26 protein-coding genes are annotated in these 25,971 nt (G+C 70.2%); 10 read left to right on the forward strand and 16 right to left on the reverse strand.

Going from position 1 to position 25,971, the window contains the following annotated elements:
* Position 1: 1 nt before the first annotated feature.
* The 3 genes from OG811_RS29455 to OG811_RS29465 are packed head-to-tail and all read right to left on the reverse strand — an operon-like array spanning position 2 to position 2,567.
* Positions 2 to 805: an MlaE family ABC transporter permease gene (locus OG811_RS29455; RefSeq protein ID WP_406070397.1), complete on the reverse strand. Its 804-nt coding sequence runs from the start codon at positions 803 to 805 to the stop codon at positions 2 to 4.
* Between the two features lies 1 nt (position 806).
* A complete protein-coding gene (locus tag OG811_RS29460; RefSeq protein ID WP_406070398.1) occupies positions 807 to 1,577 on the reverse strand; it encodes an MlaE family ABC transporter permease in 771 nt (256 codons plus the stop codon).
* A gap of 6 nt (positions 1,578 to 1,583) precedes the next feature.
* Entirely contained in the window at positions 1,584 to 2,567 is a 984-nt protein-coding gene (locus OG811_RS29465) for an ABC transporter ATP-binding protein (RefSeq protein WP_406070399.1), read from the reverse strand.
* A 166-nt stretch (positions 2,568 to 2,733) separates the two neighbouring features.
* On the opposite strand from OG811_RS29465, the gene shbA reads away from it, so the two are divergent.
* Positions 2,734 to 3,312: an RNA polymerase sigma factor ShbA gene (gene shbA, locus OG811_RS29470; RefSeq protein ID WP_406070401.1), complete on the forward strand. Its 579-nt coding sequence runs from the start codon at positions 2,734 to 2,736 to the stop codon at positions 3,310 to 3,312.
* The gene (locus OG811_RS29475; protein ID WP_406070403.1) at positions 3,309 to 4,181 is read left to right on the forward strand and encodes an anti-sigma-D factor RsdA; all 873 of its coding nucleotides are present in this window, start codon (positions 3,309 to 3,311) and stop codon (positions 4,179 to 4,181) included. The genes shbA and OG811_RS29475 overlap by 4 nt, the downstream gene beginning before the upstream one ends.
* Before the next feature lie 863 nt (positions 4,182 to 5,044).
* On the opposite strand, the gene OG811_RS29480 is transcribed toward OG811_RS29475, so the two are convergent.
* On the reverse strand, positions 5,045 to 6,169 hold the full coding sequence (locus tag OG811_RS29480; RefSeq protein WP_406070404.1) for a TIGR03118 family protein: 1,125 nt from the start codon (positions 6,167 to 6,169) through the stop codon (positions 5,045 to 5,047).
* Positions 6,170 to 6,636: 467 nt separating this feature from the next.
* On the opposite strand from OG811_RS29480, the gene OG811_RS29485 reads away from it, so the two are divergent.
* From OG811_RS29485 to OG811_RS29495, 3 genes are all read left to right on the forward strand, one after another.
* Complete coding sequence (locus OG811_RS29485) at positions 6,637 to 7,842, forward strand: D-alanyl-D-alanine carboxypeptidase family protein (RefSeq protein WP_406070406.1); 1,206 nt, start codon at positions 6,637 to 6,639, stop codon at positions 7,840 to 7,842.
* Positions 7,843 to 7,949: 107 nt separating this feature from the next.
* On the forward strand, positions 7,950 to 8,096 hold the full coding sequence (locus OG811_RS29490) for a MerR family DNA-binding transcriptional regulator (protein WP_406070407.1): 147 nt from the start codon (positions 7,950 to 7,952) through the stop codon (positions 8,094 to 8,096).
* The gene (locus OG811_RS29495; RefSeq protein WP_406070409.1) at positions 8,056 to 8,925 is read left to right on the forward strand and encodes an NAD(P)-dependent oxidoreductase; all 870 of its coding nucleotides are present in this window, start codon (positions 8,056 to 8,058) and stop codon (positions 8,923 to 8,925) included. Before OG811_RS29490 ends, OG811_RS29495 begins: the two co-directional genes overlap by 41 nt.
* Before the next feature lie 102 nt (positions 8,926 to 9,027).
* Here OG811_RS29495 and OG811_RS29500 read toward each other — a convergent pair whose 3' ends face one another.
* From OG811_RS29500 to OG811_RS29510, 3 genes are all read right to left on the reverse strand, one after another.
* Positions 9,028 to 9,378 carry a hypothetical protein gene (locus OG811_RS29500; protein WP_406070410.1) on the reverse strand — a complete coding sequence of 117 codons (351 nt, stop codon included), beginning with the start codon at positions 9,376 to 9,378 and terminating at the stop codon, positions 9,028 to 9,030.
* 131 nt (positions 9,379 to 9,509) lie between these two features.
* A complete protein-coding gene (locus OG811_RS29505; RefSeq protein ID WP_406075973.1) occupies positions 9,510 to 11,462 on the reverse strand; it encodes a beta-propeller domain-containing protein in 1,953 nt (650 codons plus the stop codon).
* Positions 11,463 to 11,607: 145 nt separating this feature from the next.
* Positions 11,608 to 12,057 carry a VOC family protein gene (locus tag OG811_RS29510; protein WP_355174911.1) on the reverse strand — a complete coding sequence of 150 codons (450 nt, stop codon included), beginning with the start codon at positions 12,055 to 12,057 and terminating at the stop codon, positions 11,608 to 11,610.
* Positions 12,058 to 12,684: 627 nt separating this feature from the next.
* On the opposite strand from OG811_RS29510, the gene OG811_RS29515 reads away from it, so the two are divergent.
* The 4 genes from OG811_RS29515 (at position 12,685) to OG811_RS29530 (ending at position 17,359) form a co-directional block, all read left to right on the forward strand.
* The gene (locus OG811_RS29515) at positions 12,685 to 14,424 is read left to right on the forward strand and encodes a M14 family metallopeptidase (RefSeq protein ID WP_406070411.1); all 1,740 of its coding nucleotides are present in this window, start codon (positions 12,685 to 12,687) and stop codon (positions 14,422 to 14,424) included.
* Between the two features lie 130 nt (positions 14,425 to 14,554).
* Entirely contained in the window at positions 14,555 to 15,391 is an 837-nt protein-coding gene (locus tag OG811_RS29520) for an aldo/keto reductase (RefSeq protein WP_406070412.1), read from the forward strand.
* Between the two features lie 301 nt (positions 15,392 to 15,692).
* Positions 15,693 to 16,742 carry an SEC-C domain-containing protein gene (locus tag OG811_RS29525; protein ID WP_406070414.1) on the forward strand — a complete coding sequence of 350 codons (1,050 nt, stop codon included), beginning with the start codon at positions 15,693 to 15,695 and terminating at the stop codon, positions 16,740 to 16,742.
* Positions 16,743 to 16,858: 116 nt separating this feature from the next.
* Positions 16,859 to 17,359, forward strand: coding sequence for a DUF2231 domain-containing protein (locus OG811_RS29530; protein WP_406070416.1), 501 nt, complete (start codon positions 16,859 to 16,861; stop codon positions 17,357 to 17,359).
* A gap of 45 nt (positions 17,360 to 17,404) precedes the next feature.
* Here the strand turns inward: OG811_RS29530 and OG811_RS29535 are convergent, their stop codons facing one another.
* Both OG811_RS29535 and OG811_RS29540 read right to left on the reverse strand, forming a co-directional pair.
* Entirely contained in the window at positions 17,405 to 17,845 is a 441-nt protein-coding gene (locus tag OG811_RS29535; RefSeq protein ID WP_406070417.1) for a DUF1801 domain-containing protein, read from the reverse strand.
* A 94-nt stretch (positions 17,846 to 17,939) separates the two neighbouring features.
* Complete coding sequence (locus OG811_RS29540; RefSeq protein WP_406070419.1) at positions 17,940 to 18,155, reverse strand: hypothetical protein; 216 nt, start codon at positions 18,153 to 18,155, stop codon at positions 17,940 to 17,942.
* Between the two features lie 457 nt (positions 18,156 to 18,612).
* Here OG811_RS29540 and OG811_RS29545 point away from each other — a divergent pair, with 457 nt between their 5' ends.
* Positions 18,613 to 19,362, forward strand: coding sequence for a hypothetical protein (locus OG811_RS29545; protein WP_406070420.1), 750 nt, complete (start codon positions 18,613 to 18,615; stop codon positions 19,360 to 19,362).
* Positions 19,363 to 19,380: 18 nt separating this feature from the next.
* Here OG811_RS29545 and OG811_RS29550 read toward each other — a convergent pair whose 3' ends face one another.
* From OG811_RS29550 to OG811_RS29580, 7 genes are read right to left on the reverse strand one after another with little or no spacing between them, the layout of a single operon-like run.
* Positions 19,381 to 20,388 (reverse strand): LLM class flavin-dependent oxidoreductase, encoded by a 1,008-nt coding sequence (locus OG811_RS29550; protein ID WP_406070421.1) that lies wholly within the window; start codon positions 20,386 to 20,388, stop codon positions 19,381 to 19,383.
* Positions 20,385 to 20,711: a TIGR04076 family protein gene (locus OG811_RS29555; protein WP_406070422.1), complete on the reverse strand. Its 327-nt coding sequence runs from the start codon at positions 20,709 to 20,711 to the stop codon at positions 20,385 to 20,387. Before OG811_RS29555 ends, OG811_RS29550 begins: the two co-directional genes overlap by 4 nt.
* Positions 20,708 to 21,082 carry a nuclear transport factor 2 family protein gene (locus tag OG811_RS29560; RefSeq protein WP_406070423.1) on the reverse strand — a complete coding sequence of 125 codons (375 nt, stop codon included), beginning with the start codon at positions 21,080 to 21,082 and terminating at the stop codon, positions 20,708 to 20,710. The genes OG811_RS29555 and OG811_RS29560 overlap by 4 nt, the downstream gene beginning before the upstream one ends.
* 48 nt (positions 21,083 to 21,130) lie before the next feature.
* Complete coding sequence (locus OG811_RS29565) at positions 21,131 to 22,774, reverse strand: DUF885 domain-containing protein (protein ID WP_406070424.1); 1,644 nt, start codon at positions 22,772 to 22,774, stop codon at positions 21,131 to 21,133.
* A complete protein-coding gene (locus OG811_RS29570; RefSeq protein WP_406070426.1) occupies positions 22,771 to 24,009 on the reverse strand; it encodes an amidohydrolase family protein in 1,239 nt (412 codons plus the stop codon). The genes OG811_RS29565 and OG811_RS29570 overlap by 4 nt, the downstream gene beginning before the upstream one ends.
* A 10-nt stretch (positions 24,010 to 24,019) precedes the next feature.
* Positions 24,020 to 24,997: an ABC transporter ATP-binding protein gene (locus OG811_RS29575; protein WP_406070427.1), complete on the reverse strand. Its 978-nt coding sequence runs from the start codon at positions 24,995 to 24,997 to the stop codon at positions 24,020 to 24,022.
* Positions 24,994 to 25,971, reverse strand: a complete 978-nt coding sequence (locus OG811_RS29580; protein WP_406070428.1) for an ABC transporter ATP-binding protein — start codon at positions 25,969 to 25,971, stop codon at positions 24,994 to 24,996. Before OG811_RS29580 ends, OG811_RS29575 begins: the two co-directional genes overlap by 4 nt.

Consider the following 25,971-nt stretch of genomic DNA (forward strand, 5'->3'; position numbering starts at 1 on the left):
GTCACCCCGCGATCCGAACGGTGGTGGTGGCGCCCCAGATGGCCAGCGACAGGAAGAAGTCGACGATGTTGACCGCGACGATGGCGAGCCGCACGGCCCGTCCGACCGCGACGCCGACGCCGGCGGGCCCGCCGCTGGCGGTGTAGCCGTAGTAGCAGTGCACCAGCACCACGATCACGCTGAACACCAGCACCTTGCCGAAGGACCAGAGCACGTCCTCCGGCGGCAGGAACAGGTGAAAGTAGTAGTCGTACGTGCCGGCGGACTGTCCGAAGTAGAAAACGGCGATGGTGCGGGTGGCCAGGTAACTGGCGAGCAGCCCTACCACGTACAGCGGGATGACCGCGACGAACCCGGCGATCATGCGGGTGGTGACCAGGAACGGCAGCGAGGGCACCCCCATCACCTCGAGGGCGTCCACCTCCTCGGAGATGCGCATCGCCCCGAGCTGGGCGGTGAACCCGCAGCCGACGGTGGCCGACAGGGCCAGCGCCGCGACCAGCGGGGAGATCTCCCGGGTGTTGAAATACGCCGAGACGAAACCGGTGAACGCGCTGCTGCCGAGCTGGTTGAGCGCCTGGTAGCCCTGGAGGCCGACCTCGGTGCCGGTGAAGAAGGTCAGGAAGCAGATGACACCGACGGTGCCGCCGAGCACGGCGAGCGCGCCGGAGCCGAAGCTCACCTCCGCCAGCAGGCGGATCACCTCGCGCTTGTAGCGGCGCACGGTGCGCGGCGCCCAGGCGAACGCCCGCAGGTAGAAGGCGAGTTGTCCGCCCAGGTTGTCGAGGTGGCGCAGCGCCGGCACGTCAGCTTCCCTTCTGCGGTACGACCTGGAAGTAGATGGCCGTGACGATGAAGTTCAGCGCGAACAGCAGCATGAAGGTGATCACCACGCTCTGGTTGACCGCGTCGCCGACCCCCTTTGGGCCGCCCTTGGCGGTCATCCCCTTGTACGAGGCGACCAGCGCGGCGGCGGCGCCGAAGAGCAGCGCCTTGACCTCGCCCACCAGCAGGTCGGGCAGTTGTCCCAGGGCCTGGAAGCTGGCCAGGTACGCACCCGGCGTGCCGCCCTGCAGGACCACGTTGAACAGGTAGCCACCGGTCACCCCGACCACGCTGACCAGGCCGTTGAGCAGCACGGCGACCAGCATCGAGGCGAGCACGCGGGGCACCACGAGGCGGTGGATGGGGTCGATGCCCAGCACCTGCATCGCGTCGAGCTCCTCGCGGATCTTCCGAGAGCCGAGATCGGCGCAGATCGCCGAGCCTCCCGCGCCGGCAATGATCAGCGCGGTGACGATCGGCCCCGCCTCGCGGACCACCGCGAGCACCGACGCCGCGCCGGTGAACGACTGCGCGCCGAGCTGGCGCACCAGCGAGCCGAGTTGCAACGCGATGACCGCGCCGAAGGGGATGGAGACGAGCGCGGCGGGCAGGATCGACACCGAGCTGATGAACCAGGCCTGCTGGACGAACTCGCGGACCTGCACCGGTCGCCGGCCGAGGCCGCGCAGGGTGTCCAGGCAGAACGCGAAGAACTCGCCGGTGTGGCGTACGGCGGTGACGGGTCCGCTCATCGGGGGTCACCTCCGCCCGTTCCTGGCCGGCGTGACGGTGGGCGCCCCGTCGGCCAGCCCGGCGAACGAGCCGGGGGGCGGCGTGACGCCGTGCTCCCGGCACCACTGCCCCGGGGGCCGCTCGGCGGCGCGGGGCAGCCCGTCCGACGGCGGCAGTTGCAGCGAGATGGGCGGCAGCGGTGGCAGCTCCACGCCGGCGTCCGCCTCGGCCTGCAACTCCTCGGCGTCCTTCTCCTCGGCCATGCCGATCGGTCCGACGCGCTGGGCGTTGAGGAACTGCCGCACCACCGGCTCCGTGCTGGACAGCAGCAACTCCCGCGTCCCGAACATGGCCAGATGCCCGTGGTAGATCAGGCCGATGTTGTCCGGCACCGTGCGCGCGGTGTTGATGTCGTGCGTGACGATCAGAAAGGTCGCCCCGGTCCGCTGGTTGAGGTCGATGATCAGCTGGTTCAGGTACGCGGTGCGAACCGGGTCCAGCCCGGAGTCGGGCTCGTCGAACAGGACGATGCGGGGGTCGAGCACGAGCGCGCGGGCCAGACCGGCCCGCTTGCGCATCCCACCGGAAATCTCCCCCGGCAGTTTCTTCTCGGCACCGACCAGGCCCACCATGTCGAGCTTCTCGGTGACCACCTCGCGGATCTGGGCCTCGGACTTGCGGGTGTGCTCCCGCAGCGGGAAGGCCACGTTGTCGTAGATCGTCATCGAGCCGAACAGCGCACCATCCTGGAACAGCACCCCGAACAGCTTGCGCACCTCGTACAGCGCCCGCTCCGAGAGCCGGGGCAGGTCCTTGCCCTCGATCCAGATCGACCCGGCGTCGGGGCGTAGCAGCCCAACCAGGGTCTTGAGGAACACCGACTTGCCGGTGCCGGACGGGCCCAGCAGGACGGATATCTCGCCGGCCGGCAGGGTCAGGCTGACGTCCGACCAGACCGGCTGGCCACCGAAGGACTTGGTCAGTCCCTGCACCGCCACCTCGACGCCCATCCGCCCCTCCACTCTCGGGTCGCTACCTGAGACATCGCGACGGCGCGGCCGGGCGCAACAACTTCTTTGCGCTACTCCACCAACACCGAAGGTGAACTAGGCAAAGTGGCGTACGTCTCGATAGCGTGCGGTTAACCGGCCGGTAACGAAGGTGTCTCGCCTCCTCATGACCACAGCGATCGAGCCAGAGCTCGTCCACCTGGCCGCCCACGGTGACCGGGCGGCGCTCGCTGCCCTGCTCGCCACCGTGCGGCCGGGGCTGGTCCGCTACTGCCGGGCCCGGCTGGGTCGCGTCGGCGGGGCGTACACCACCGCCGACGATGTCGCCCAGGAGGTCTGCCTGGCGGTGCTGAAGGCCCTTCCCCGCTATCGCGACCAGGGCAGGCCGTTCTCCGCGTTCGTCTTCGCCATCGCCGCTAACAAGGTCGCCGACGCCCAGCGCGCGGCGGTCCGCGGCGCCGCCATCGCCGTTCCCGACACCGACCTGGAGCACGTGGACACCACACCGGGGCCGGAGCAGCAGGCTGTCGCCACCGATCTGGCCCGCCGACTATCGGTGCTGCTGCACCGCCTCCCCGACGTCCAACGGGAGATCATCACCCTCCGGGTCGCGGTCGGTCTCACCGCCGAGGAAGTCGGCTCGATCCTCGGCATGTCGGCGCCGGCCGTACGGGTGGCCCAGTCCCGTGCCCTGGCCCGGCTCCGTACGCTTGCCGGCGACGGACTTGACGAGGTGGCGGCATGAGCGAGCCCCGGCCCGACGGTGGCGAGGAGTTGGACCTCACCACGATCAACCACGACGACCTGCTCCTCGACGCGCTCGGACGCGGCGAGCACGAGGCCGACGCCGACGGCCTCACGGCGCTGCTGGCCGCCTGGCGCGCCGACGTCAGCACCGACCAGCCGGACACCGTGGTCGACGGCACAGTCCGCGCCGACCCGCCACATCCCGACCGTCGGGTCCGGAAGTTCCGGGCCGGCGCCCCCGCCGGCGCCGGCCCGCCCCGGTGGCAACCGCACGGGCGGCGAGCCCTGGGGTTGGCCGCCGCCGTGGTCACCGCCCTCATACTGGCGACGGGGCTGGGGGTCGCCAGCCACGACGCCGGGCCGACCAGTCCGCTGTGGTCGCTGACCAAGGTGCTTTATCCCGAGCGGGCGGAGGTGCTCGGCGTCGAACACACCACCGGCCTCGCCCGCGAGGCCGTCGCGGCCGGACGGTACGAGGAGGCCCGGCAGCTGATCGACCAGGCCCGGGGGGACCTGGGCCGGATCACCGACCCCACCGACAGCACCCGCCTGCGCACCGACATCGATGCCGTCCTGCGGGACCTGGCCGCGCTCGCGTGCCCCGGCTGGCCTCGCTGTGCGACGTCTCCGGCGATCCCGACGCCGTCGCCCGCGGTGTCGACGGCCGTTGCCCCCGAGCCCTCCGGCGCCCCGGGACCGAGCAGGACGGCACCAGCGCCACAGCCTCCCGCGCCGGCGCCCTCGCCGACGTCCACCGCCAACCCGTCGCTGCCCCGACTGCCGCTGCCGTCGGCGCCGCTCCCGTCGGTGTTGCCGTCGCTACCCGAACTGCCACTGCCGCTGCCGACCGGCGATCTGCTCGGCTGACCGAACCCGGGCGGACCCGGACGGCACCCATCACCGGTTCCGTCCCGAATGGGGACCGCACCTCGGGCTAGGGCAGCCGCCATTCGGGATCATGGTTGAAGTTCGAGGTTGAGCCGTCGTTTGTGGTGGGCTCGTCGGGCTTGGGCTTATGACGCCGACGACCGCGAGGACGGTGACCAGCCCGACGCCGAGCCACGCCCAGCCACGGTCTGGTCCGACCAGCGCCTCCACCATGCCGGCCGTCGTGGGGTTCGGCACGAGCAGGGCCGGTCCAGAGTCTCGTAGCGGCCCAGGCCAGCCAACCCGCACGAGGCGACCATCGCCAGTGCACGCCCACCACAACGCCGATTAGCGCCCAACTCACGCACGTCACCAAGCCACCGACGGTGGCCAACACGACGCGACCGCCGGCGAGCGTGGCGAGGTCAAGGAACCGCTCGTACTCCGGATTCGCCGGCAGCGTCAGCACGGCCAACGCAGTACGAACGTATCCTCAAAACGAAGGCCGCTATACGGTTTCGGCTCTCCCGGCCGGAACGCCGTATCTTGGGGTCATGACGCGGAGTGCGTCGACGGGGCGGCCCACGCAAGGACCAGCAGCGCAACCGTGAAGCTCTCGTCACGGCCGCACGCGAGATCTTCGTCGAGTGGGGCGTCGACGTCCCACTCGACGCGATCGCGGGTAAGGGTGTCACCCCGGGCGACGCTGCTCGGCCGCGAACCCGGTTTGAAGATGCCGCTGCTGCCGGACTGACCCACCCGGTGGCGACGGTCCGAATAGACCGTACCGGCGCTACCCGGCGGGGCCGGAACAGCGGTACGCCGCGCCCCGCGAAGCTCGGGGCGCGGCGGATCCGCGGCAGTTACTTGGTCGTTGGGATCAGCTGACCAACCAGTCCGTGCTGCTCATCGTCCGGCCCGGCACTGAACCACAGAGTCTCTTCACCACCGGTGGTTTCGGTGCCCGGCAGGAGCGACCACAAACCATCGATGGCGATCGTCTCGCCGTCCTCGTCCCGCAGCTGGCCCTCGAATTCGTTGCCGTCGAACACGTTGATCCGGCCGTCACCGAAGTTGCCGACCAGCAAGTCGCCGGTGAACTCGCCGAAGCCTTCTGGCGCGAAGGCGAGACCCCACGGTGCGTTCAGCGTGCCCTCGCTGGCGATCCGCCGAACCTCCGTCCCGAAGTCGGTGAACAGGTTGACGAAACCGAGACCGGGGCCTTTCACGTCGTCCACAGCGTCCGCATCCTGCTTTGCATAGGTGACGTAGACCCGTTCGCCTACCGCCAGTACGTTGAACGGCGCGAACCCGTCGGGAATGTTCGTGTCCCGGAAGAGGGAGTCCGGCAGCTCCGCCTTGTCGAAGTTCTCGTCGAACACATCGATGCGTGCGTTGTGAAAGTCGGCGGCGAGCAGGAAACTGCCGACGCCGGTCTCCAGTAGGGCCACACCCTTGTAGATCGCACGGTTCGTGTGCGCCACCACAACCGCCGTGGTTTCCGCGTTCGGGTTCCAGGCGGTGATGTCACCGCCCTCGCTGACGAAGATGAAGCGTGCCGGTTCGTCACCGCCCGGCCCCGGCACCTTGAAGCCGTCGGTGTCGTTGAACACCGCCCCGGTCGGCGCGCCGCCGGGGATGTCAACGGTGAGGTCGACCTTCTCGACCGGGGCACCGTCGACTCCGCCACGATAGACGGTGGCGGTGTTCGTGCCGTTGTTGGACACCCACAGCGGTGTCGTCGGCCCCAGGGCCAGCCCCCACGAGTTGACAGCGTCCGGGTCGACGACCGAGGGATCTCGTTCTTCCTGATCGGAGACCTGGTTGATTACTTTGAACCGCGGGTCGCCCTCGTGGTGTCCGCCTCTGTCCTCGCTCCCCGCACGGTCGTGACCGCCCCCGTCTCCCATTGCCGCCGTGGCAGTGACCGCCACCGCTGCGCTGACCACAGCCGCGACGGTCCACAGCCGCCCACGCCTTCTGATCATTTGACGCTCCTTCCATAGGCAAGTTTCCAAGCCTCATCCGATGGCAAACCCGACGGGTCGCCATGTTGGGGATACAGACGCTCTAGGCACCGCTAGCCTCCAGAAGCGGATGACAAGCGGGCATTTCCCTCATCGGGGCGCCAAGTGGGCCTAGTACATGAAACATTCCCACAACATCAGCAGCGAGCGGTCGCTTTTGCGATGTGGGGCCCGTTTTATACCGGGACGGGTGCAACCCCGGGCACCGACTCGACGCCGCCGTCGGCGTGGTCCGTGACCGGTTCGATTCGTCCGCGCCGCGCTGGCACGGCGAGCCGCTGCTGGGCCGGCCACCGGCTGCGGGTGCCTGCACGCAGCGCACCCCACCCGGCGTTTCCTGCCATAGACGGCGTCATCTCGGACGGCAATGGCCCGTGCTTTCGCCAATCGGACCGCGTCAGCCTTGCGGACGATTACCGTACGTATACGTGACCGGCTTTCGGTTTACCGCCGTGACGCTCAGCGCCATCCTGGTTCTGCCCGCTGCGGCGGTCCTGCCACCGACGCCGGCGGCGGCCGCGCCGACCGTGCCGTGCCCGGCCGTGAAGCCACCGACGCCACCGCCGGCCATACCGTCTCCGCCGCCGGTCGACCCCACCGACGCGGCGGTCGGGGGGCAGGCGCTGGCCACGGCCGGCCTGACCATCCCGGCGGGCGCACCGATGGCGCCGGCACTGACCGCCACCTCATGGCTCGTGGCGGACCTCAACAGTGGTGAGGTCCTGGGCGGGTGCGGCCCCCACGAGCGCCGAACGCCAGCCAGCGTGCAGAAGCTGCTGCTGGCGGCGTCCCTGATGCCCCGCCTGGACCCGGCCCAGATGGTTGAGGTGACCAGGGCGGATCTGCGCGATCTCGACCCAGCCAGTTCGCTGATGGGGGTGGTCGAGGGTGGCCGCTACTCGATCGAGAGCCTGTGGCTGGGACTTCTGCTCACATCGGGAAACGACGCGGCCAACGTGCTGGCTCGGGTCGGCGGCGGCGGCGCGGGCAGACCGGGTGGAGTCGCGGCGATGAACGACGAAGCACATCGGCTGCGCGCGAACCAGACCCACGCCGCAACGCCCTCGGGCCTGGACGGCCCCGGTCAGAACACCAGCGCATACGACCTCGCGCTGATCGCACGGGCCACCTTCGCGCGGGAAGACTTTCGGCGATACATGGCAACGAGGGTGGCGCAGATACCCGCACAGCCAGCAAACCCGGCATTCGCCATCACCCATGACAACACGTTGCTGGGCCACTATCCCGGAACGCTCGGAGGGAAGACGGGCTTCACCGACCTGGCTCGGCAGACGTACGTCGGGGTGGCCGAACGCAACGGTCGGCGGCTCGTGGTGACCCTGCTCGGAGCGGAGACCGCGCCGCTGGGGAGTCTCGGAGAAGCGGCGGCCCTGCTCAACTGGGGCTTCGCCCTGCCTCCCCACGCGTCCGTCGGCCGCCTGGTCACACCCGAAGAGAAGAAGCACGACAGCCTCGTAGTCTCCGTCAAGGGCGAGCACCATGCTCGGGCTGAGGAATCCCCAATCTCGTTGCTCACCGGGCTGAGCCTCGGCGCTGCCGTGCTGCTGGCCGTCCTGATCCTGGCGGCCCCGTGGCGGCGCAGAGGTGCGCGGCAGGAAGCCAGCCAACGGTAGGGAGCCGACACCGGCGCCCGAGCCGTCGCCACGTGATCGAGTGCACCTTGCCTTGACGCCAACGACAAGGTTTAGCGTGGTCGCGACGGGCTGGTGGAGGAGGTCAGATGCTGATCGGCGAACTGGCTGAGCGGGCCGGCACGAGTACCCGAACCCTGCGCTACTACGGCGCTTTGTGCGGCATTGCCCGGGCGAAATTGGCAGGATGGCGCCATGGCCACGGTCGCTGTTATCGGTTTGGGTGGAATGGGTAGCCGGATGGCGGGCCGGCTGCTCGATGCCGGCCATGACCTCGTTGTTTGGAACCGCACGCCGCAGAGGGCTATCGATCTTGTGGCACGTGGCGCGGTCGCTGCCGACAGTCCGGCACAAGCTGCCCGCCGGGCCGACTTGGTCATCACCATGCTGTCCGACCCGGCCGCGCTGCAAGAGGTCGCCGAGGGCCCGCAGGGCATCCTCGCCGGTGCTACCGCGTCGACGACGCTCGCTGAGATGTCCACCGTCGGGCCGCCCGCGGTGCGACGGTTGGCCGCGATGCTGCCGGATGGCGTTGGCCTGCTCGATGCGCCGGTGCTGGGCAGCGTCTCGGAGGCCGAGTCCGGTTCGCTACGGATGTTCGTCGGAGGGCCGGAGCCACTCGCCCAACGGTGGATGCCGGTGTTGGGCGCGCTTGGCTCGCCAATGCATGTCGGACCGCTCGGTGCCGGCGCGGCGGCCAAACTGGTAGCCAATTCGACCCTCTTCGGAGTGCTCGCTGTTCTCGGTGAGGCGCTCGCCCTCGCGGATGGGCTTGGACTGCCGCGTGACACAGCGTTCGAGGTCTTGTCCGCGACTCCCGTCGGCTCGCAAGCGGATCGGCGACGACCAGCGATCGAGTCCGATCAATTCCCGTTCCGGTTCGCGCTGTCACTCGCCAGTAAGGACGCCAATCTGGTCGTGTCGGCCGCCGAGTCGGCAGGCGTCGAACTGCCGGTCGCGGCGGCCGCACGGCAGTGGGTCGCGTCAGCCCAGGAGGCCGGCCTTGGCGACCGGGACTACTCGGCCGTAATCGCGCACATCACCGACACTGCCCGATCAGCCTGAGACCTGACCGTGCGGCAGGCCCGTCAGGTGACCGTGAACTCTTCCTCGCCTGCCTCGATGGGCCGATCATGCGTCCGCCTGGTGCGAGCTGCCCGCCAGGGTTCAGCGTGGTCGACTCAGCCACTCCCAGGCGCGGCGGAGGCCCACCTGCACCGGGTCGCCACCCGCGGCCTCGGCCTTTCTGGCCGGCGTGTCCTCGCCCGGCTCGTGCAGTTCGACACCGGGCACCGACAGCACGACCCCCCGCTCGTACAGGTCGGCGATCTGCTCCCGGTGGGCGAAGCGGTGGGACCGGTACGGCTTCGGCGGTGCCACGATCACGCCGTGGAAGATGTCGGCCCGTTCGTCGGCGAGCACGTGCTCGACCACGCCGAGGGGTGCCGATTCGACGTCGTAGACCCGGGTGCCGACGGCGAGTGCCAGGTACGAGACCTTAGCGCCGAGATCCTCCACGGCGTTCACGTTACCCGCCGCCTGATCACCATGGGCCCGATCACTCGTAGTCGATGCGGACGCCAGGCGGTGCACGGCGGGCAGCCGCCGAGCCCACCCACGGCGGGCCACCCCGGACACCACCATCCCGGTCACGCCGTACGCAACCAGCCGAGGGTCTTCATCGTGGAGAGGCTGGTCGGCTTGAGGCCAGCGTCGGAGACGGTCCAGAGCACTCCGTCGACCACCAGTGACCGGCGGATCGGCGTCAGATCCTCGGGACGCCCCGTGCCCAGCGTGTGGTCGACCGTGCCGACCTCGGTGAACCCGCCGTCGCCGGCTCGCAGGGCCAGCGCCACGTTGCTCGGCAGGCCCGTGCCGTGGACGGTCAGTGGGACCACGACCAGGCGTTCGGCCGGCCAGTAGAGGAACGCATGCGGGTCGAACTCCGCCTCGGAATGCCCCTGCTTGACGTGATACTGGGCGATCCGGGTCGGCCTGGCCGGATCGGAGACGTCGAAGAGTGAGAGCTGGGTGCCCTGGACACGGCCCTGGTCGGACGCCTCCTGCCCGACGCCGAGCAGCCGTCCTTCGCCGGCCGGGTGCAGGTACGCCGAATACCCGTTGATCTTCAGTTCGCCGCTCACCTTCGGCGTCGTCGGATCACGCAGATCGACGGTGTAGAGCGGGTCGGTCTGCCGGAAGGTGACGACGTACCCGGTGCCGCCGACGAACCGTACCGCGAATATCCGTTCCCCCTTGCCCAGTCCGGTGACCCTGCCGACCTGGGTCAGCGCCGTGCCGTCGGCGCGCAGGACGTACACGCTGGACGTCGAGTTCGGCTTGTCACCCCAGGTACGGCCACTGGTAGTGGCCACTCTCAAATGCCCGTCCCACTCGGACATGGCGTACTGGTTGATCAGCCAGCCCGGTACGGACGCGGCGGCGACGTACCGCGGGCCACCCGCGCCCGAGATGTCGAACTGATAGATCTCGGTGGTCTCGTCCCTGGGATCGGGTGCGATGTTCCGCGCGGTCAGCGCCGGCAGCACCCGCCAGCGCTGGTCGTTGGCGACGTACAGCCGGGGTCCGTTGCTGTAGACGGTGTCGCCGTCGGCGATCACGGTGACCGGGTCGCCGGCGCCGAGGGTGGCCGCACCGAGGTCGAAGCTGAGCACGGTCACCAGCGACGTGCCGGAGTAGGCGGCCGGCCGGCTCACCCGTTCGCAGCCGACCCGTCCGGCGCTGGTTCGCCCGCCGGAGGTGACCTCGTACCGGGGCAGCCAGTCGTCGGCGGTGGCGTTGTCGATGATCTCGCGGTTGGCGGCAGTGCGCTGCTCATCGGTGGCCCGTTCCCGGTACGGGAAGTTCAGCCGGGGCGCGGAGCGGACCACGACCCGGACAGTGGTGCCCACCTGGCGGGCGTCCACCAGATTGCCGTCGATCCGGTATTCGCCGATGATCTTCGGCTCGCCGGACAAGTCGACCATGATCAGCCGGGGGCCGACGATGCCGTCCGGCATCGGGGCGTCTGCGACGCGCCCGCCTCTCTCGGGGACGGCCGTTGTCGCCATTCCGGCCCACCCGTCGCGGCGCAGCACCAGCGCACGGTCACCGTGCAGCAGCAGGCCGTCTTCGGCCCCGCCGAACTGATCGGCACCCGGTGCCAGCTCCAGCTCTCCGGTCAGCCGGCGGGTGGCCGGGTCGACCACGTACAGCTTGCCGTGCTGCACGGTGACAATCCGCTTGCCGTCGGTCTTGACCAGGTCCGGTTCATCGGCCCCAACCTCGTGCGTGTTGGTGCCCGAGTAGCCCTTGGGCGCCGCATCCGCCCGCCCCGCTGCGGCGGGCGCCCCAGCCTGTTCGGCGCGGCCCAAGGTACGGATGTCCCCGTTCGGCCCGAACCCCCAGGGCCCGACATATGCCTTGGCAGCCGTCTTCAGCTGCCGCAGCGCCTCCGGGCAGGAGTCGAACGCGACGAGCCGGAACCCGCCGGCCGGCACTACCCGGTCACGTGGCGACACGGGGGCCGGTTCCGCCGTGCAGCCGGTGACCAGCGCCAGGCCCGCGACCAGGGCCAGCCCCATGACGCGAGCTGGAGTCATGACTCGGGGGACGCCGGTCGCGGCCGTCGGATGGGGTACGTGGGCGCTGCTACGCGTCATGCCCCTACGACGTGACTGCCCCGGGCTGGGTTCCCAGCATCAGACCCCGCGCCAAGTTGTCGACCTGGGTCCGGGTGTCGGTCGCTCAGGCGGAGGCGGCGCGACCCATCTCGGCGAGGATTCCGGTGCCCTGACCGAGCTCGATCAGGTAGCCGTCCGGGTCGCGCAGGTAGCACCGGATTTCGACGCCATGATCCTTGGGCTCGGTCAGGAACTCCCCACCCCGTGACCGCCACTGCTCGTAGACAGCTCGGACGTCGGTGACCCGGATGTTCATGGCGCTGCTGAGCGTCCGCGAATCCGGCGGCGCCTGCGCCTGCACACCCGGCTTGTCGTCGGTCGGGCCACCTTCGTCGTTGATCACGATATAGCTGTTGTGGAAACGCAGGATCGCCGGCTGGCGTTCCCGCACCACTGTCGCTCCCAGCACCCGCCGGTAGAACTCCCGTGAGCGGTCCACATCCCGCACGATCAGCAGGTGCGTCAGCACCAGCCCAGCCTCGGGCTGGAAGTAGTCGGGTGCCTCGCTCGCCATCACGCCTCCCCCGGGTCCGTTCGGCTGGGCGTACCCGCGTGCGGCGCCGGCACACCCATCGGCTCGACGACGCCCGGCCACAACGAGTCACCGTGTCGGGTGACCCACAAGCCGGAGACGGGCGCCGGACCCAGTTTCGGCCCCCGTTGGTGACTGGACCCATCAGCATGGCCGGCTGCTCGCGCCGGCACTCAACGGCGGTAAGGAGTCAACGTCAATCAGGTATTTACATCTATGTAATGATCGACTACGGTGATCGGAACTCGAGTACCCAATGGGTGGCAGCCCCCTTACGCAGCGTGACTACCGTGTCTGCTGGGCACGGGCAAGCACCGAAGTGACACTGGGAGATGTGCCTTGAGTTCCGACGCCTCACAAAGCTCATCCGGTCAGCGGCAAGCCTCTTCTCACGACGCCACAATCCAGCACCCGCCGGGGAAGAAGCACCTCCTCCGGCGCATCCGCCCGGCCTCCGTGCTGGTGGCAGCGGGCGCCCTCGTCCTCGCAACTATGCCACTGTGGGGCCCAGGCGGCGCGCATCGACTCGACGGCGCGGCCGTGTCCGCGACCCCCACCCATACCGTCGGTCTGCAGCCGCCGCAGGATCCGGGTCCGTTTCCCGGCAGCGTGACACCCACGTCCTCCACCATCACGATTGCCGGCCAGCGGGACGGGGAGAGCACGTTCAAGGTCGTCAAGTACGACCAGGTGCAGCCGAAGACCCCGGGCCAGATGGACTTCGACCACTTCCACACCAGCATCGAGATCCAGTGGTGGCTGCGGAAGTGGGCCCACGAGCGTCCCGACATCGTCGACCTGCACATCGTCGGCGAGAGCTACAGCGGGCAGCCGATCTACCAGTTGACCATCACGGACAAGTCCGTCGGTGCCGACACGGACAAGCCGGCGGCCTACTTCGAGGGGAATCGCCACTCGGGCGAGGTCTCGTCAGCCGAGAGTTCGCTGTGGCTGGCACACCACCTCATCACGCAGGCAGGCAAGGACGCGAAGGTCGACAAACTGCTCGACGCGAAGACGGTGTACCTCCGGCCGGTCAACAACCCCGACGGCCACGACATGTACCTGTACACCGCCCAGACGAACCGGTCGACGGTACGCCCGGACGACAACGACGGGGACGGCAAGCGCGACGAGGACCCGGGCGAGGACCTCAACGACGACGGGTACCTGAGCCAGATGCGCCAGTACGTCGGCGCGGGCAAGGGAACCCACGTCATCGACGAGCGGGATCCGGCCGGGAACGCCATGCTCAGTGTCGGCGCGGGCAAGGGCGACTACCTCATGTTCTCCGAGGGCATCGACAACGACGGCGACGGCCGCTACAACGAGGACGGCGTCGGCGGCCTCGACCTGCACCGCAACTACCCGTACAACTGGCATGTCATGCCGGCGGACGACGCGACCGGCCGGAACCTGACCCAGGGCGGTGCCGGCGAATACCCGTTGTCGGAGCCGGAGACACGGCATGTCTACACCTGGCTGATGTCGCACACCAACATCGGCGCGGTGAACAGCATGGACACTCGGGTACCCATGCATCTGCGTGGGCCCTCGACCTGCGACCCCGTCGAGTGCATGTATGCCAGCGACCGCAAGCTCTACGAGCACTTCGACAAGGCGGGCGCCTCGTTCACCGGCTACCGGAACACGGGAAGCGTCTACATCGACTACGCCACGCGCAACGGTGGCCAGCCGACGCCCCTGTTCGGCCACGGCCCGGACTTCGGCTACTTCCAGTACGGCGCGGTCTGGTACGGCGACGAGATCTGGAACGGCGGTGACTACGTCGACTACGACAAGGACGGCAGGTACGCCGACTGGGAGCGGTCGCGGTGGTGTGCCGAGAACGGCCGCACGAACTGCTTCCTGCCGTGGACCAAGGTGCAACACCCCAAGCTGGGTACGGTCGAGATTGGCGGGATCAACCCCAAGTTCTGGTCGCAGAACCCGTCAGCTGATCTGATCGGCACCTGGGCTGCCAACCAGGCCCAGTTCAACCTGTATCTGATCGACTCACTGCCGCAGGTCGGCCTCACCGAGGTCACCGCCAAGAAGCTCAAGGGCACCCAGAGCGACGGCGCGACGCACGAGATCACGGCTACGGTCAAGAACACCGGCCGCATTCCGACCGCTCTCGAGCAGGCGAAGGAAATCAAGATCGTCGCTCCGGACACCGTCAAGGTCGACGGCGCGCGGACCGTCGGCGCCGCGCCGCAGTTCTATCTGGACGGTGGCGACAAGCAGAAGGTCCGGCTTCGGGTGATCAAGACCGGCAGCGACACGGTCACGGTGAAGGCGGTCAGCGTTCGGGGCGGTCTGGATACCGCATCCGCGCGGCTGAGCTGATCGCTTGAGCTGGTCCCCGCCCCGCACAGCGGGGCGGGGACTCGCCGCGCTGCTGCGGGCCGGAACGTGCGTTCAGCAACACACCGGTGCGGGTAGGGTCCAGTCACGGTCGACGAAAGGCACATCAACCATGACGATTCCCCACCTGACAGCCGCCGACGGCACCACGTTGCCGGCGATCGGGCTCGGCACGTACCGGCTGAACGGCTCGGCGGGTGTCGACGCGATGGGTCAGGCGATCCGGGCGGGCTACCGGTTGATCGACTCGGCGGTGAACTACGAGAACGAGGGCGCCGTGGGCCGGGCCGCCCGTTCGGCGGGCGACGTACGGGACGCACTGATCGTCACCTCGAAACTGCCGGGGCGGCACCACCGCTACGACGAGGCGCTGACCACCGTCGAGGAGAGCGTGTTCCGCACCGGCCTCGACCGGATCGGCCTGTATCTGATCCACTGGCCGAACCCCAAGGTCGACCTGTACGTGCAGGCGTGGCGGGCGCTGATCGAGGCCCGCGAGCGCGGCCTGGTCACACACATCGGCCTCTCCAACTTCCTGCCCGAGCACATCGACCGGCTGGTGGCCGAGACCGGGGTCGCCCCGGTGGTCAACCAGATCGAGGTACATCCGTACTTCCCGCAGCAGGAGGCGATCGACTACCACCGGGAGCACGGGATCCTCGTGCAGGGCTGGAGCCCGCTCGGCCGTGGCAACGACCTGCAGGAGCACCCCGTCGTGGTGGAGATCGCGACCGCGCACGGCGTCAGCCCGGCGCAGACCATTCTCGCCTGGCACGTGGCCCGCCAGGTGATCCCGCTACCCAAGGCCGCCTCCCCGCAGCGGCAGGTCGAGAACCTGGACGTCTTCGGCATCAAGCTCACCGACGCGGAGGTCGAGGCCATCACCGCGCTGGGCCGCCCGGACGGGCGCCTCACGGACCAGGACCCGGCGGTGTACGAGGAGTTCTGAGCGACACCGGGGTACCTCTGCTCGGATCGCGGTCGTGATCGCGGTGCTGGCCGTGGTTGTGGCAGCCGCGAACCCGCCGCATCCGGCAGCCCAGCCTGGGCGATGCGCAGCGTGACGTCTGGACGAGCGGATGTCACGACGAGCGTGATGACTCAGGGGCATATTTATGCCTGTGAGTCATCACGCTCACCGGCACACCCGCCGCCGACCATGACGCGGCCCAGGTGTGCGGTTCTCGACGTGGCCCGCGTAGATGGCCGTAGTTGGGCCGGGCGGGAGCCCTCCGACGTACCGTGAAATCGTGTCGACGAAAGACGTACTCACCAAGGCTGACCTCGCCGAACTTCGCCGCTCGGCGCTCGGGACGGCCAACCCGCTGGGCGTGGCCGCCGGTCTCGCCGAGGCGGCGGAGCAGGGTCGGCTGGAAGATCCGGACGACGCCGGGGACGCTCTGAGCCTGGCCGCCGAGATCGCCGAGATCCGGGCGAGACCCGATGCCGCCCTGCGGTACGCGGAGCAGGCTCTGGCGGCGTACCCGTCCGGCGATGACCCGCGGACCGGGTTCGCCCGGGCGCTGCGGGCGCGGGCCCTGTTCCGGGCCGGCGGTCGGGACGACGAGGCGATGGCGGAGCTGACCGCGCTGCGCCCGTTTCTGCTCGTGCAGCCCGACGCCCCCAGCTACATGAGTGCGGCGCTGGACGCCGGTGGTCGTTCGGCGACCGCCGAGAAGTGGCTCAGCGAGGCGGTCGACACTCTGCTCGGCGAGCGTGCGCCCGCCACCGCGGCGTCCGCGCAGGCCGTCACCGCGATCGACCCCGTGGTGGATCTCGGCCCGCCGGACGCGCCCGGTGTCCTCTTCTTCCTGCTGCAACAGCGCCACCGGGTACGCCGGAATCTGAACCTGCCGCACGACCGGCAGGACGATCTGGCGGACCGGCTGGAGACCCAGCTCGTCCGCCGGGCCGGGGAGCGCAGGGGCGGCGAGTCCGATCTGCTCTTCTGGCCTCGGGCCGAATTCGATCGTCTGCTGTCCGAGCACGCCGGGCTCGCCGAGGTGTACGGGTCGGACTGGGACGCGCACCGGGCACTGCTGGAGAAGGAGCTGGTCCGGCTGACGAGTGCCGGCCAGGCCGGGCTGGGGGTCTTCAGCGCGACCGTGGCCGGGCTGGACGCCTTCGCCGGTCGACGTGACGGCGACCCGACCGATGCGGCGGTCCGGGCGGGCTACGCGGCCGAGGTGTCGGCTCGACCCAGCGCGCGGATCCCCTGGCCACCGGAGCGCAACGACGCATGCTGGTGCGGCTCGGGCCTGAAGTACAAGAAGGACTGTCTGCCGCGCTCCCGTAGCTGAGGGAGTCAGCTATTCACCTCGACAGCCATTTTGGGAGCTGACACGCCACTGGCGGTACCGATAGCGTCCATTCCTGGACGATCGACGTCCACCCGATGTCACCGGAGGAGACGCCGATGTTCGAGGAGTTCATGGGCATTCCCGCTCACCCTCTGGTGCTGCACGCCGCGGTCGTGTTCGTGCCGCTGCTGGCCCTCCTGACGATCGGCTACGCGCTCGTCCCCCTGGTCCGCCCGCACACCCGCTGGGTGCTGGGGCTGCTCGCACTGGGCGCACCGCTCTGCGCGCTGTTGGCGAAGCTCTCCGGAGACGCCTTCTTCGACCGCATGCGGTCCGCCAACCGGGTCACCCCTGAGTTCGTCCCGACGATCGAGGCGCACCAGCAGTTTGGCGACTTCACGCTCTACGCCACCATCGGGCTGGCGATCGTGGCGCTGGCACTGGTCTGGTTCGTCCCGCCGCGAACTGCCTCGCCGAACGCCACCGGAGGTGCCCGGCCCGGTCGGGCGCTGACCCTGTCGTTGCAGGTGTTGTCGCTGGTGGCCGCGGGCATCGCGGTGTACTACGTGGTCCGCACCGGCGACTCCGGCGCGAAGGCGGTCTGGACGGGTCAGTGACCCCCATGGATCAGGGCCGACCGGGCTGGCCGCAGCCACGGAGTCTCAGCGTTGGCTGGCCCGGTCGACACCCTTGTGCACCCGCGCCGTGCGGTCGATCAGCTCGCGCAGCGCGCTCTCGTCGACGTCGTCGAGCCGCTTCAGGTAGAGGCATCCCTTTCCGGCGCGATGTGGGCCGAGGCGGGCGAGGACCGCGCCGTACCGATCCTCGAAACCACCCACCAGGTAGACGACGAGATGCTGTTTGCGCGGCGAGAAGCCGGCCAGCGGCGCCTCGCCCGTACGCCCGCTGTCGTAGGTGTAGCGGTACCTGCCGAAGCCCACGATGCTCGGGCCCCACATCACCGCCGCCTCGCCGGTCACCTCGCCCATGACCGCGCGGAGCCGCCCCGCGTCGGCCCGCTTACGTTCGTCGGGGATCGCGGCCAGGAAATCGTGGACGCTGACCTCGGTCGGGACCGTCACTGGCTGCTTCGATGTGCCCATCAGCTGATGCTGTCACGCGAGTACGACGAAGAGTCGCCACACCCGCCCGCTCCGACCAGGCCACCTCCTCGCGCGCTCCGACCCGGACTGGAGATCAGAAAACGTCGTCGTATCCCTGCTGCCAGCGGTCGGCGTTACGGCGCCAGATATCCCGGGTCACCCACACGAACAGACCCCCGCCTAGGCCCGGCAGCACGATGACCAGGAGAACCCAGTTCCGCGTCACAGCGGTCATCAGCAGAAAAACCGCCGTGAAGATTGCCGAGATGGCAACGCTCGGTTCCGGCCGCCGCAACCAGTAACGCAGCATCCCAGGCCGAGGCCGCTGTCCGCGCCGAGGAGTCGCACGATCCTTGAACTTCGGCAGCCGCTGACGCCGTCTGCGTTGGCGTCTCGTCCTTTTCCCCGGCCCCGACACACGACTGATCCTAGAGCCGGTCGACCCTTACTCTCATAGCCGCTGATCGCGCGCTCGTGCCGAGAAGTGGACTCCCGACAGGCTTGCGATTGATGATGGCCGTGTGGACATCATCACCTTCGGCTCCGATCACCCCCGGCGGCCGCCACCGCGATGGCTGATCGTGGTCGGGGTTGTCGTGTTGTCAGCCGCTGTTCTCGCTGCGATCGTCGTTCTCTTCGGCGATCATGGGGTGCGGCGGGAAACACGTGTGAGCCCGAGTCCGACGGCGCCGGTGGACACCTCCACCTCAGCAGGCCCGCCGTGCCGGCCGGTCGGTTGGGCCCAGAGCCCCGTGGTGGTGAACGAGGTGGCCGGCCTGCTCATCGATCGAGTCCCGGCCGAGGTTGGTTCAACCCTGGAACAATGTGACCGCACTGCGGTGAATGGCCCGTGGACTGTGGTGGTGCGTCGGCCAGACGGCTCACTCGGAAGAAGCGGGGCGGTGGTGACGTTTCCGGTTGGCGCGCCGAAAGTCGGCCACAGCGTCGGTGTGGGCGCGGTGATCGGCAGGGCGGAAGGCGGGATGGTCGAGTGGCCGATTGCCGGGGCCTACGCGCGAATCCGGGGTGACCTGAGCGAGGCCGAGCTGATTGCGATCGCTGCCCGCACCACGGTCGTGGCCGGCCGGCCGGTCGTACACCAACCGGCCGGATATGCGGTGGTGTCTACGGGTCCGCACCGGTCGCTAACCATCCATCAGGTCCGCTATGGCAGCGCCAGGGTTGGAGAGCAGGAAGCGCTCGGCAGCGGCCTGACCTACACCGGGGTGACCAGCGGCGGCGGGTTCGAAGACCAGCTCTACGCCGCCCGAACCGACGACGCAGGGCCGGTCCACGGCAGACAGGCTGTCGTATCAATTGAATTGGGCGGCAACGCCACCCTCGCCTGGGAACCAGCACCGGGGATCGTGGCCTACGTCGGCTACAGCGGCCCGCAGCTGGACGAAGAGGCGGTAGCAGCCCTTCGCCGGTTGGCCGAACGAACCCGCGTCCTCACCAGTAGCGAGTGGCGGGCCACCAACCCGCAGATCATCGACCAGATCAACGAACCCGGCTGACGCGAACCCTGTGCGACATCAACCGCGCAGCAGCGGAAGCACCCGCCGGCCGAGCAGGTCGATCCCGCCGTGCGGAGTCAACCCGTGCGGGGTGCCGAACTCCACCCGGCTCGCCCCGGCGTCGAACACCTCCGCGGCCTGGCCCGCGACGTGCTCGGGGGTGCCGGAGAAGGCAAACAGATCGAGCAGGTCGTCACCGATCAACGCACCGGCCAGATCGTCCTCCCGGCGGGTGACGTGCTGCTGGATCCGCGCCAACAGGTCCGGGTCCACCTCGATCGTCGGGTCGAGGGCGGCGACCACCGCGAGGTACATGGCCACCTCCCGGCGGGCCACCCGACGCGCCAGCGCGCCGTCCTCGTCGACGACGGTGACCGCCCCCAGCACCACACCGGTGCCGCCGCCGCGTCCCTCGGCCGCCGCTTCGTCCAGCCAGGCCCGCATCCTCCTGGCCATCGCCGGGTTTGCCGACCCGCCGACCTTGACCTCGCTGGCGAACCCGGCCGCCGCCCGCGCGGTCTGTCGCCCCCAGGTACCGGCCAGGACCGGCACGTCGGCACGGGCCGGGGTATACCGCAGCGACGTGCCCGGCGCCACGGTGAACTCCCCGCCCTGATAGCCGCTGTCGTCGCCGGCGAGCAGCAGTCGGACGACGTCGACGGTCTCGACGATGCGCCGGATGGGCCGGACCTGCGGCACACCGACCTCGTTGAGCCAGGTGCCACGGGCCAGCCCGAGGTAAGCCCGGCCATGCGAGGCCAGGTCCAGTGCGGCCACCTGACCGGCGACCTCCACCGGGTGCATGGTGAACGGGTTGAGGCACGCCGCGCCCAGGCGGATCCGCCGGGTGTGCCGGGCCGCCACCAGCAGCGGGAAGATCGGCGGTTGGTACATCAGGTCACCGAAGACCGACAGCACGTCGAAACCGTGCCGTTCGGTCAGCTCGGCCAGCTCGGCGTACTCGTCGGCAGACTTGTCGGACTGCAGGCCGATGCCGACCATCCGATGGTTTGGTCCTGCGCTCACGTCAACTCTCCGGTGGGGATTTGTTGGCGGCCGGTCCGCTCAATGCGCATGATGACCCGCTCGTCCGGGTCAGGGCAGGCGACGTGGGAGTCCTTGGCCAGCCAGTCACCGTCGGACAGTTCCCGCTGCTTGGCCGGGAGCAGGGGCAGGCAGGCGGCGAGGGCGTACAGGCAGAAGTGTTTGCCTGCGGGAATGGTGAGTCGGTTCGAGCCGGTCACGTCGAAGTGGTCGCCCGGCTTGAGGCCGCACACCGAGCGGCCCTCGATGCGTTCCACGACGACGCGCAGGTCGTACAGGTCGGTGGTCGGTTCGTCGGCGCTCATCGCACGGCCTCCGCGTGGTGGTGCACGATCCGCCAGGTGGTTCCCTCGCGGCGCAGGACGTCGGTCACCCGGAAGCACTCGTCCGGCCGGTCCACGGCGTAGCGGGCGCGCAGCACGTAGCGCACCAGGCCGGTGTCACCCCAGGCCTCGGCGCGGAGCTGTTCCGGCGCCACCGCGACCGGTGCTGGTCCTGACGCCCGGGTCGCCCGGCGGTCCCGCAGGTCGTCCAGGGCGGCCAGGCCCGACAGCAGCTCGTCGGCGTCCGACTCCCAGATCGTCACGTCGGGGTGCAGGCGCGCGTCGAAGGCGGGCCGGTCGCCCAACGACCGGTACAGGTCGGTGATGGTGGTGGTGAGCTGGTCGGTTGTCATCGGCGGTCACTTCCGATCGGGGCGGAGCCGGTGGATGGCGGCGGGTGGTCAGGGCAGGTCGGCCAGGCGGGCGCGCAGCGGGTCCAGTCCCATGGGTCCGAGCGCCAACGCGGTGTGGTGAAAGCGTTTCCGGTCGAATGTGGTGCCCTCGCGTTGTTCGGCCTCCCGGCGGGCCTGCTGCCACAGCCGCGCCCCGACCTTGAAGGCCAGGGCCTGCGCCGGCCAGCCGAGGTAGCGGTCGACCTCGAAGCGCGCGGTCTCGGCGTCCAGGCCGGCGACGCGGGTGAGGACGTCCACCGCGAGTGCGGGAGTCCACCGCCGCTCCTGGGTGAAGCCATTGCCGGTCGGGATCGGCAGGCCGAGGTGCAGACCCAGGTCGATGACCACGCGGGCGGCACGCCACATCTGGCCGTCGAGCATGCCGAGCCGCTCAGCGGGGCCGGCGTACAGGCCGATCTCGTCGGCGAGCCGCTCGGCGTAGTGCGCCCAGCCTTCGGCGTACCCGTGCACCTGGCAGAGGTGGCGTTGCCAGGGGTGCAGATTGGCGGTGGTGAGGGTGAGGGCGTGCTGGAGATGGTGGCCGGGGAGCCCTTCGTGGCAGAGCGTCCCGACGTGCCGCCATACCGGCACGGTCGACTCGCCCGAGGGCACCGACCACCAGATCGCGCCGGGACGGGTCAACGCCGGGTCGGGTGGCGTGTAGTACATGACTCCCGACGTGGCGGGGCTGATCCGGCACACGACCCGCCGCGTGGCGGACGGGATGTCGAAGTGCGTGCCGTCGAGCGCGTCGGTCAGCTGCTCGGTGCGCTGGCGCAGCCACTCCTCCAGAGCGGGACCGGCCGGCACCCGGCCCGCCGGGTCGGCGTCCAACGCCGCCCGCGCGGCGGCCACGTCCGGGTGGCCAAGCTGTCCTGCGACGGTACGCAGCTCGGCGGCGGTGCGGGCCAGCTCCGCCCAGCCGTAGGCGTACACCTCGTCGAGGTCGACGGTCGCACCGAGGAAACTGCGGGCGGTGACCCGGTAGAGGTCGGCACCGACACCGTCCACCTCGGACGCGGCGGGTGCCAGCTCGGCGCGGAGGAACGCGGCGAAGTGCGCGGTCGCGGCGCTTGCCAGCCGTGCGCCCAGGTGCAGCTGCGCGGCGAGAGAGCCGCCGGGATAGCCGTCGACCAGCCGTCCGTAGAAGTCGGCGACGGTCCAGGCCGTGCACTGGTTGGCGACCACGAGCACCTGCCGGCGGGCGACCACGTGTCCACGCTGTGCCGACCGGCGCAGCGTCGCGGCGTACCGGTGCAGGGCGTCGGGCACCTGCCGCAGGTGGGCGGCGACCACCGCCCAGTCGTCCTCGGTGTCTCTGGGCAGGTTGTCGAAGACCTGCCGGAGCAGGTGCACCGGAGTGGCCAGCGGGGCGAGCAGCCGGGTGGTGAAGCCCGCGTCGTACAGGTCGACCTCGCTGGCCAGCCGGTCGAGCAGGGCATCGGCCAGGGCCCGCTCGCCGGGGCCGTGCGTGGTCGCCGCGGTGGCGGCCGTCGCGGTGCGTCGGGCCAGCTCCGCGCGGGCGTCGAACCCGTCCGGTGAGAGATCCGGGACCTGCGATTCGGGTGTACGCCCCGCCGCTTCGGCCGCCTGCGGGTCCAGGTCGGCGAGCGCGTCGAGGTACCCGTCGGCGACGTCGGTGATGCTGGTCATCGCGGTACGCCGAGCCGGCCGTGGTCGTCGCGGTACGCGACGCCGCCCTTGAGCACCGCGTGCAGGGTGCGCAACGCGGAGACCGAACGGGTCGGGTCGTCCCGCAGCACCAGCAGGTCGGCGTGCTTGCCGACCTCGACGGTGCCGAGGGTGTCGGCCCGGTCCAGCCACTGCGCGGGGCGGACCGTCGCGGCCTTCAGGGCATCCGCCACGGGCATCCCCGCGTCCACCATGAACTCCAGTTCGCGGATCGTCGCCGTCGTCTCGTCGTAGCCCGCGTGCGGGGGCATGTCGCTGCCCAGGGCGATCGGCACGCCGTTGCGGATGGCGTGCTGCAGGCTCTCCCAGTGCCGGGGGCCGGCGGCCAACGCCCGGTCCATCAACCAGCCGGGCACCCCCGAGTCGCGGAAGAACTGCTCGCACCGGCTCACCACGATCGTCGGCACGTACCAGACATTCCGCTCGGCCATCAGCCGGGTGACGTCGTCGGTCAGCTCGTAGCCGTGCTCGACGCAGTCGAGGCCGAGCTCCACCGCGCGACGGACCGAGTCGGCCGGGCCTGCGTGCGCGGTGACCTTGCGCCCCCAGTCGTGGGCGACGCGGATGACCGCCGCCATCTCGTCGTCGAGCAGCTGCGGCGTGTCGATCGCCTCGTGCTGGCCGGCGATGCCGCCGGAGATGCAGACCTTGATCAGGTCGGCACCGGCGCGGAGCTGCTCACGGGTGGCCCGGCGGAACCCGTCCGCGCCGTCAGCCTCAAGGGCGTCCGCCTCCCAGCCGTGCCCACCGGTGCAGCACAGCGCGTGACCGGCGGTGAAGATGCGAGGTCCGTCGACCGCGCCGGCCTCGATCCCCTTGCGCAGAGCGAAGTCCGCGTAGCGGCTCTCCCCCACGAGGCGGGCGGTGGTGACGCCGGAATGCAGGGTCCGCCGCGCCGAATCGGCCATCAGCAGCACCAGCTCGGCCAGGTTGGAGCTGTGCACCGTGTCGGCGAGGTGGCCGGGCAGCCCGAGCGAGAGGTGCACGTGCATGTTGGTCAGACCGGGCATGACGTGGTCGCCGCCGAGGTCGACCACCCGGGCGTCACCGGCCTCGGTGCGGACGTCGTCGACCTGACCGACGGCGCGGATCATCCCGTCGGCACCGATCCAGATGCCTCGATCCGGCTGGATGGCGTCCTCGACACCGTCGTAGAGAGCGAGGTTGACCAGGACCTGTTCGGTGGGCATGCGCATGGGGGCGTCCTCAGAGTGAGCGCGCGGCCGTCGGTGCCGCCGCGGGGTCGGTGAGCCAGCAGGCGACGCTGCGGCCGCCCAGGTCGACGGTGGGCGGCTGGTCGCCGCACGGGTCGAACGCGTGCGGACAGCGCGGCCGGAAACGGCACCCGGTGGGGGCGTTGGCCGGGTCGGGCACCTCCCCGGCGAGGACAGCGGGCAGGCGCGGGGTGGGACCGATCTGCGGCACCGCGTCGATCAGCGCCCGGGTGTACGGGTGTTGGGGCTCGCGCCACAGCTCGCGGGTGGGCGCGGCCTCGACGATCCGGCCCAGGTACATCACGGCGGTCACGTCGGCGATCTCGTGCACCAGCGCCAGGTCGTGGGAGATGAACAGCATGCCCATGTCGAGGTCGCGGACCAGCCCGACGAGCAGGTTGACCACCTGGGCCTGGGACGAGGCGTCCAACGCGGTGACCGGTTCGTCGGCGATGATCATCCGGGGTTCCGGGGCGAGCGCGCGGGCGATCGCCAGGCGCTGCCGTTGACCGCCGGAGAACTGGTGCGGATACCGCTGGGCGGCACTTGTCGGCATGGCCACCCGATCGAGCAGGTCGTGCACCCGGGCCTGGCGGGCCGCCCCGGTGACCGCCGCCGGCACACCGTCGAGAAGTTGGGAGCCGATGGTGCGCCGGGGATTCAGCGAGGCGTACGGATTCTGGAAGACCATCTGCAGGCCGACCTCGCCGCGCGACCGAGGTCGCCAGCCCAGCGGGGTGACCGGACGGTCGGCGTACCGGACGGTGCCGGCGCTCGGTGCGCTCAGCCCGACCGCGACGCGAGCCAACGAGGACTTGCCGCAGCCGGACTCGCCGACCAGGCCGACGATCTGGCCGGGCAGCACCTCCAGACTGACCCCGGCGACGGCCCGCACGCGCCCACGCCCTCGGGAGCGGTACTCGACCTCGACGTCGGTGAAGGACAGCCGCGCGGGCGCGGGGGTGTTCATGCGGCCACCTCCAGGTGCGGACGGACCACGCAGGCCACCGACCGGTCCACACCGGCGGGGGTGAGCGGGGGCGGGGCGATGCCGCAGGACGGTTCGGCGTACCCGCATCGGGGTTCGAACGGGCATCCCGGCGGCGCTTCGCCGGGTGCCGGCGGGGCACCCGGGATGGGCCGCAGGGTCCCGCCGGTCTGGGTGCCGTGCGGTCGGGCGCCGAGCAGCGCCGCCGTGTACGGGTGCGTGGGGGCGGTGAGCAGAGCGCCCATCGGGCCGGTCTCGACGACCCGACCGGCGTAGAAGATGTACCCACGGGTGGTGAGAGCGCTGAGCACCCCAAGGTCGTGGGTGATGAACGCGACGGCCAGCCCGGTCTCGGCGCGCAGCCGATCCAGCAGGGCGAGGATGCCGGCCTGCACGGTGACGTCGAGGGCGGTCGTCGGTTCGTCGGCGATCAGCAGCCGGGGACGGGCGGCCAGGGCGATGGCGATGGCGACCCGCTGCCGCATGCCGCCGGAGAACTGGTGCGGGTAGGCGCGCAGGGCCTGCTCCGGGTCCGGGATGCGGACCTGGTCGAGCAGCTCCACCGCACGGCGGCCGGCAGCCCGGCGGTCCATCCGCAGGTGCACCCGCATGTGCTCGGTGAGCTGCCGGCCGACGGTGAGCATCGGGTGCAGTGCGGCGCTGGGATCCTGGAACACCATCGCGATGCCGGCCCCACGGACCCGCTGCCAGCCTCGGGTGTCCAGGCTCAGCAGTTCGGTGCCGGCGAACCGGGCCGAGCCGCTGACCGCCGCACCCGGGGGCAGCAACCCGAGCAGGGTCTGCGCGGTGAGGCTCTTACCGCAGCCGCTCTCCCCCGCGATGCCGACCAGCTCCCCTTCGTCGACGGTCAACGACACGTCGTGCAGGATCGGCAGCGGGCCACGGGGCGAGGGCAGGGTGACGGCCAGGGAGTCGACGTCGAGCAGCGGTGCCAC

Source organism: Micromonospora sp. NBC_01638 (assembly GCF_045209745.1).
GTDB lineage: Bacteria > Actinomycetota > Actinomycetes > Mycobacteriales > Micromonosporaceae > Micromonospora.

What these genes read in the sequence shown, in the direction of transcription:
- OG811_RS29505 (WP_406075973.1), bottom strand. Translation starts at nt 11,462, where the DNA reads ATGACTCCAGCTCGCGTCATGGGGCTGGCCCTGGTCGCGGGCCTGGCG.
- OG811_RS29475 (WP_406070403.1), top strand. Translation starts at nt 3,309, where the DNA reads ATGAGCGAGCCCCGGCCCGACGGTGGCGAGGAGTTGGACCTCACCACG.
- OG811_RS29560 (WP_406070423.1), bottom strand. Translation starts at nt 21,082, where the DNA reads ATGACAACCGACCAGCTCACCACCACCATCACCGACCTGTACCGGTCG.
- OG811_RS29520 (WP_406070412.1), top strand. Translation starts at nt 14,555, where the DNA reads ATGACGATTCCCCACCTGACAGCCGCCGACGGCACCACGTTGCCGGCG.
- OG811_RS29495 (WP_406070409.1), top strand. Translation starts at nt 8,056, where the DNA reads ATGGCCACGGTCGCTGTTATCGGTTTGGGTGGAATGGGTAGCCGGATG.
- OG811_RS29575 (WP_406070427.1), bottom strand. Translation starts at nt 24,997, where the DNA reads ATGAACACCCCCGCGCCCGCGCGGCTGTCCTTCACCGACGTCGAGGTC.
- OG811_RS29480 (WP_406070404.1), bottom strand. Translation starts at nt 6,169, where the DNA reads ATGATCAGAAGGCGTGGGCGGCTGTGGACCGTCGCGGCTGTGGTCAGC.
- shbA (WP_406070401.1), top strand. Translation starts at nt 2,734, where the DNA reads ATGACCACAGCGATCGAGCCAGAGCTCGTCCACCTGGCCGCCCACGGT.
- OG811_RS29510 (WP_355174911.1), bottom strand. Translation starts at nt 12,057, where the DNA reads ATGGCGAGCGAGGCACCCGACTACTTCCAGCCCGAGGCTGGGCTGGTG.
- OG811_RS29540 (WP_406070419.1), bottom strand. Translation starts at nt 18,155, where the DNA reads ATGCTGCGTTACTGGTTGCGGCGGCCGGAACCGAGCGTTGCCATCTCG.
- OG811_RS29460 (WP_406070398.1), bottom strand. Translation starts at nt 1,577, where the DNA reads ATGAGCGGACCCGTCACCGCCGTACGCCACACCGGCGAGTTCTTCGCG.
- OG811_RS29565 (WP_406070424.1), bottom strand. Translation starts at nt 22,774, where the DNA reads ATGACCAGCATCACCGACGTCGCCGACGGGTACCTCGACGCGCTCGCC.
- OG811_RS29490 (WP_406070407.1), top strand. Translation starts at nt 7,950, where the DNA reads ATGCTGATCGGCGAACTGGCTGAGCGGGCCGGCACGAGTACCCGAACC.
- OG811_RS29465 (WP_406070399.1), bottom strand. Translation starts at nt 2,567, where the DNA reads ATGGGCGTCGAGGTGGCGGTGCAGGGACTGACCAAGTCCTTCGGTGGC.
- OG811_RS29530 (WP_406070416.1), top strand. Translation starts at nt 16,859, where the DNA reads ATGTTCGAGGAGTTCATGGGCATTCCCGCTCACCCTCTGGTGCTGCAC.
- OG811_RS29570 (WP_406070426.1), bottom strand. Translation starts at nt 24,009, where the DNA reads ATGCGCATGCCCACCGAACAGGTCCTGGTCAACCTCGCTCTCTACGAC.
- OG811_RS29555 (WP_406070422.1), bottom strand. Translation starts at nt 20,711, where the DNA reads ATGAGCGCCGACGAACCGACCACCGACCTGTACGACCTGCGCGTCGTC.
- OG811_RS29535 (WP_406070417.1), bottom strand. Translation starts at nt 17,845, where the DNA reads ATGGGCACATCGAAGCAGCCAGTGACGGTCCCGACCGAGGTCAGCGTC.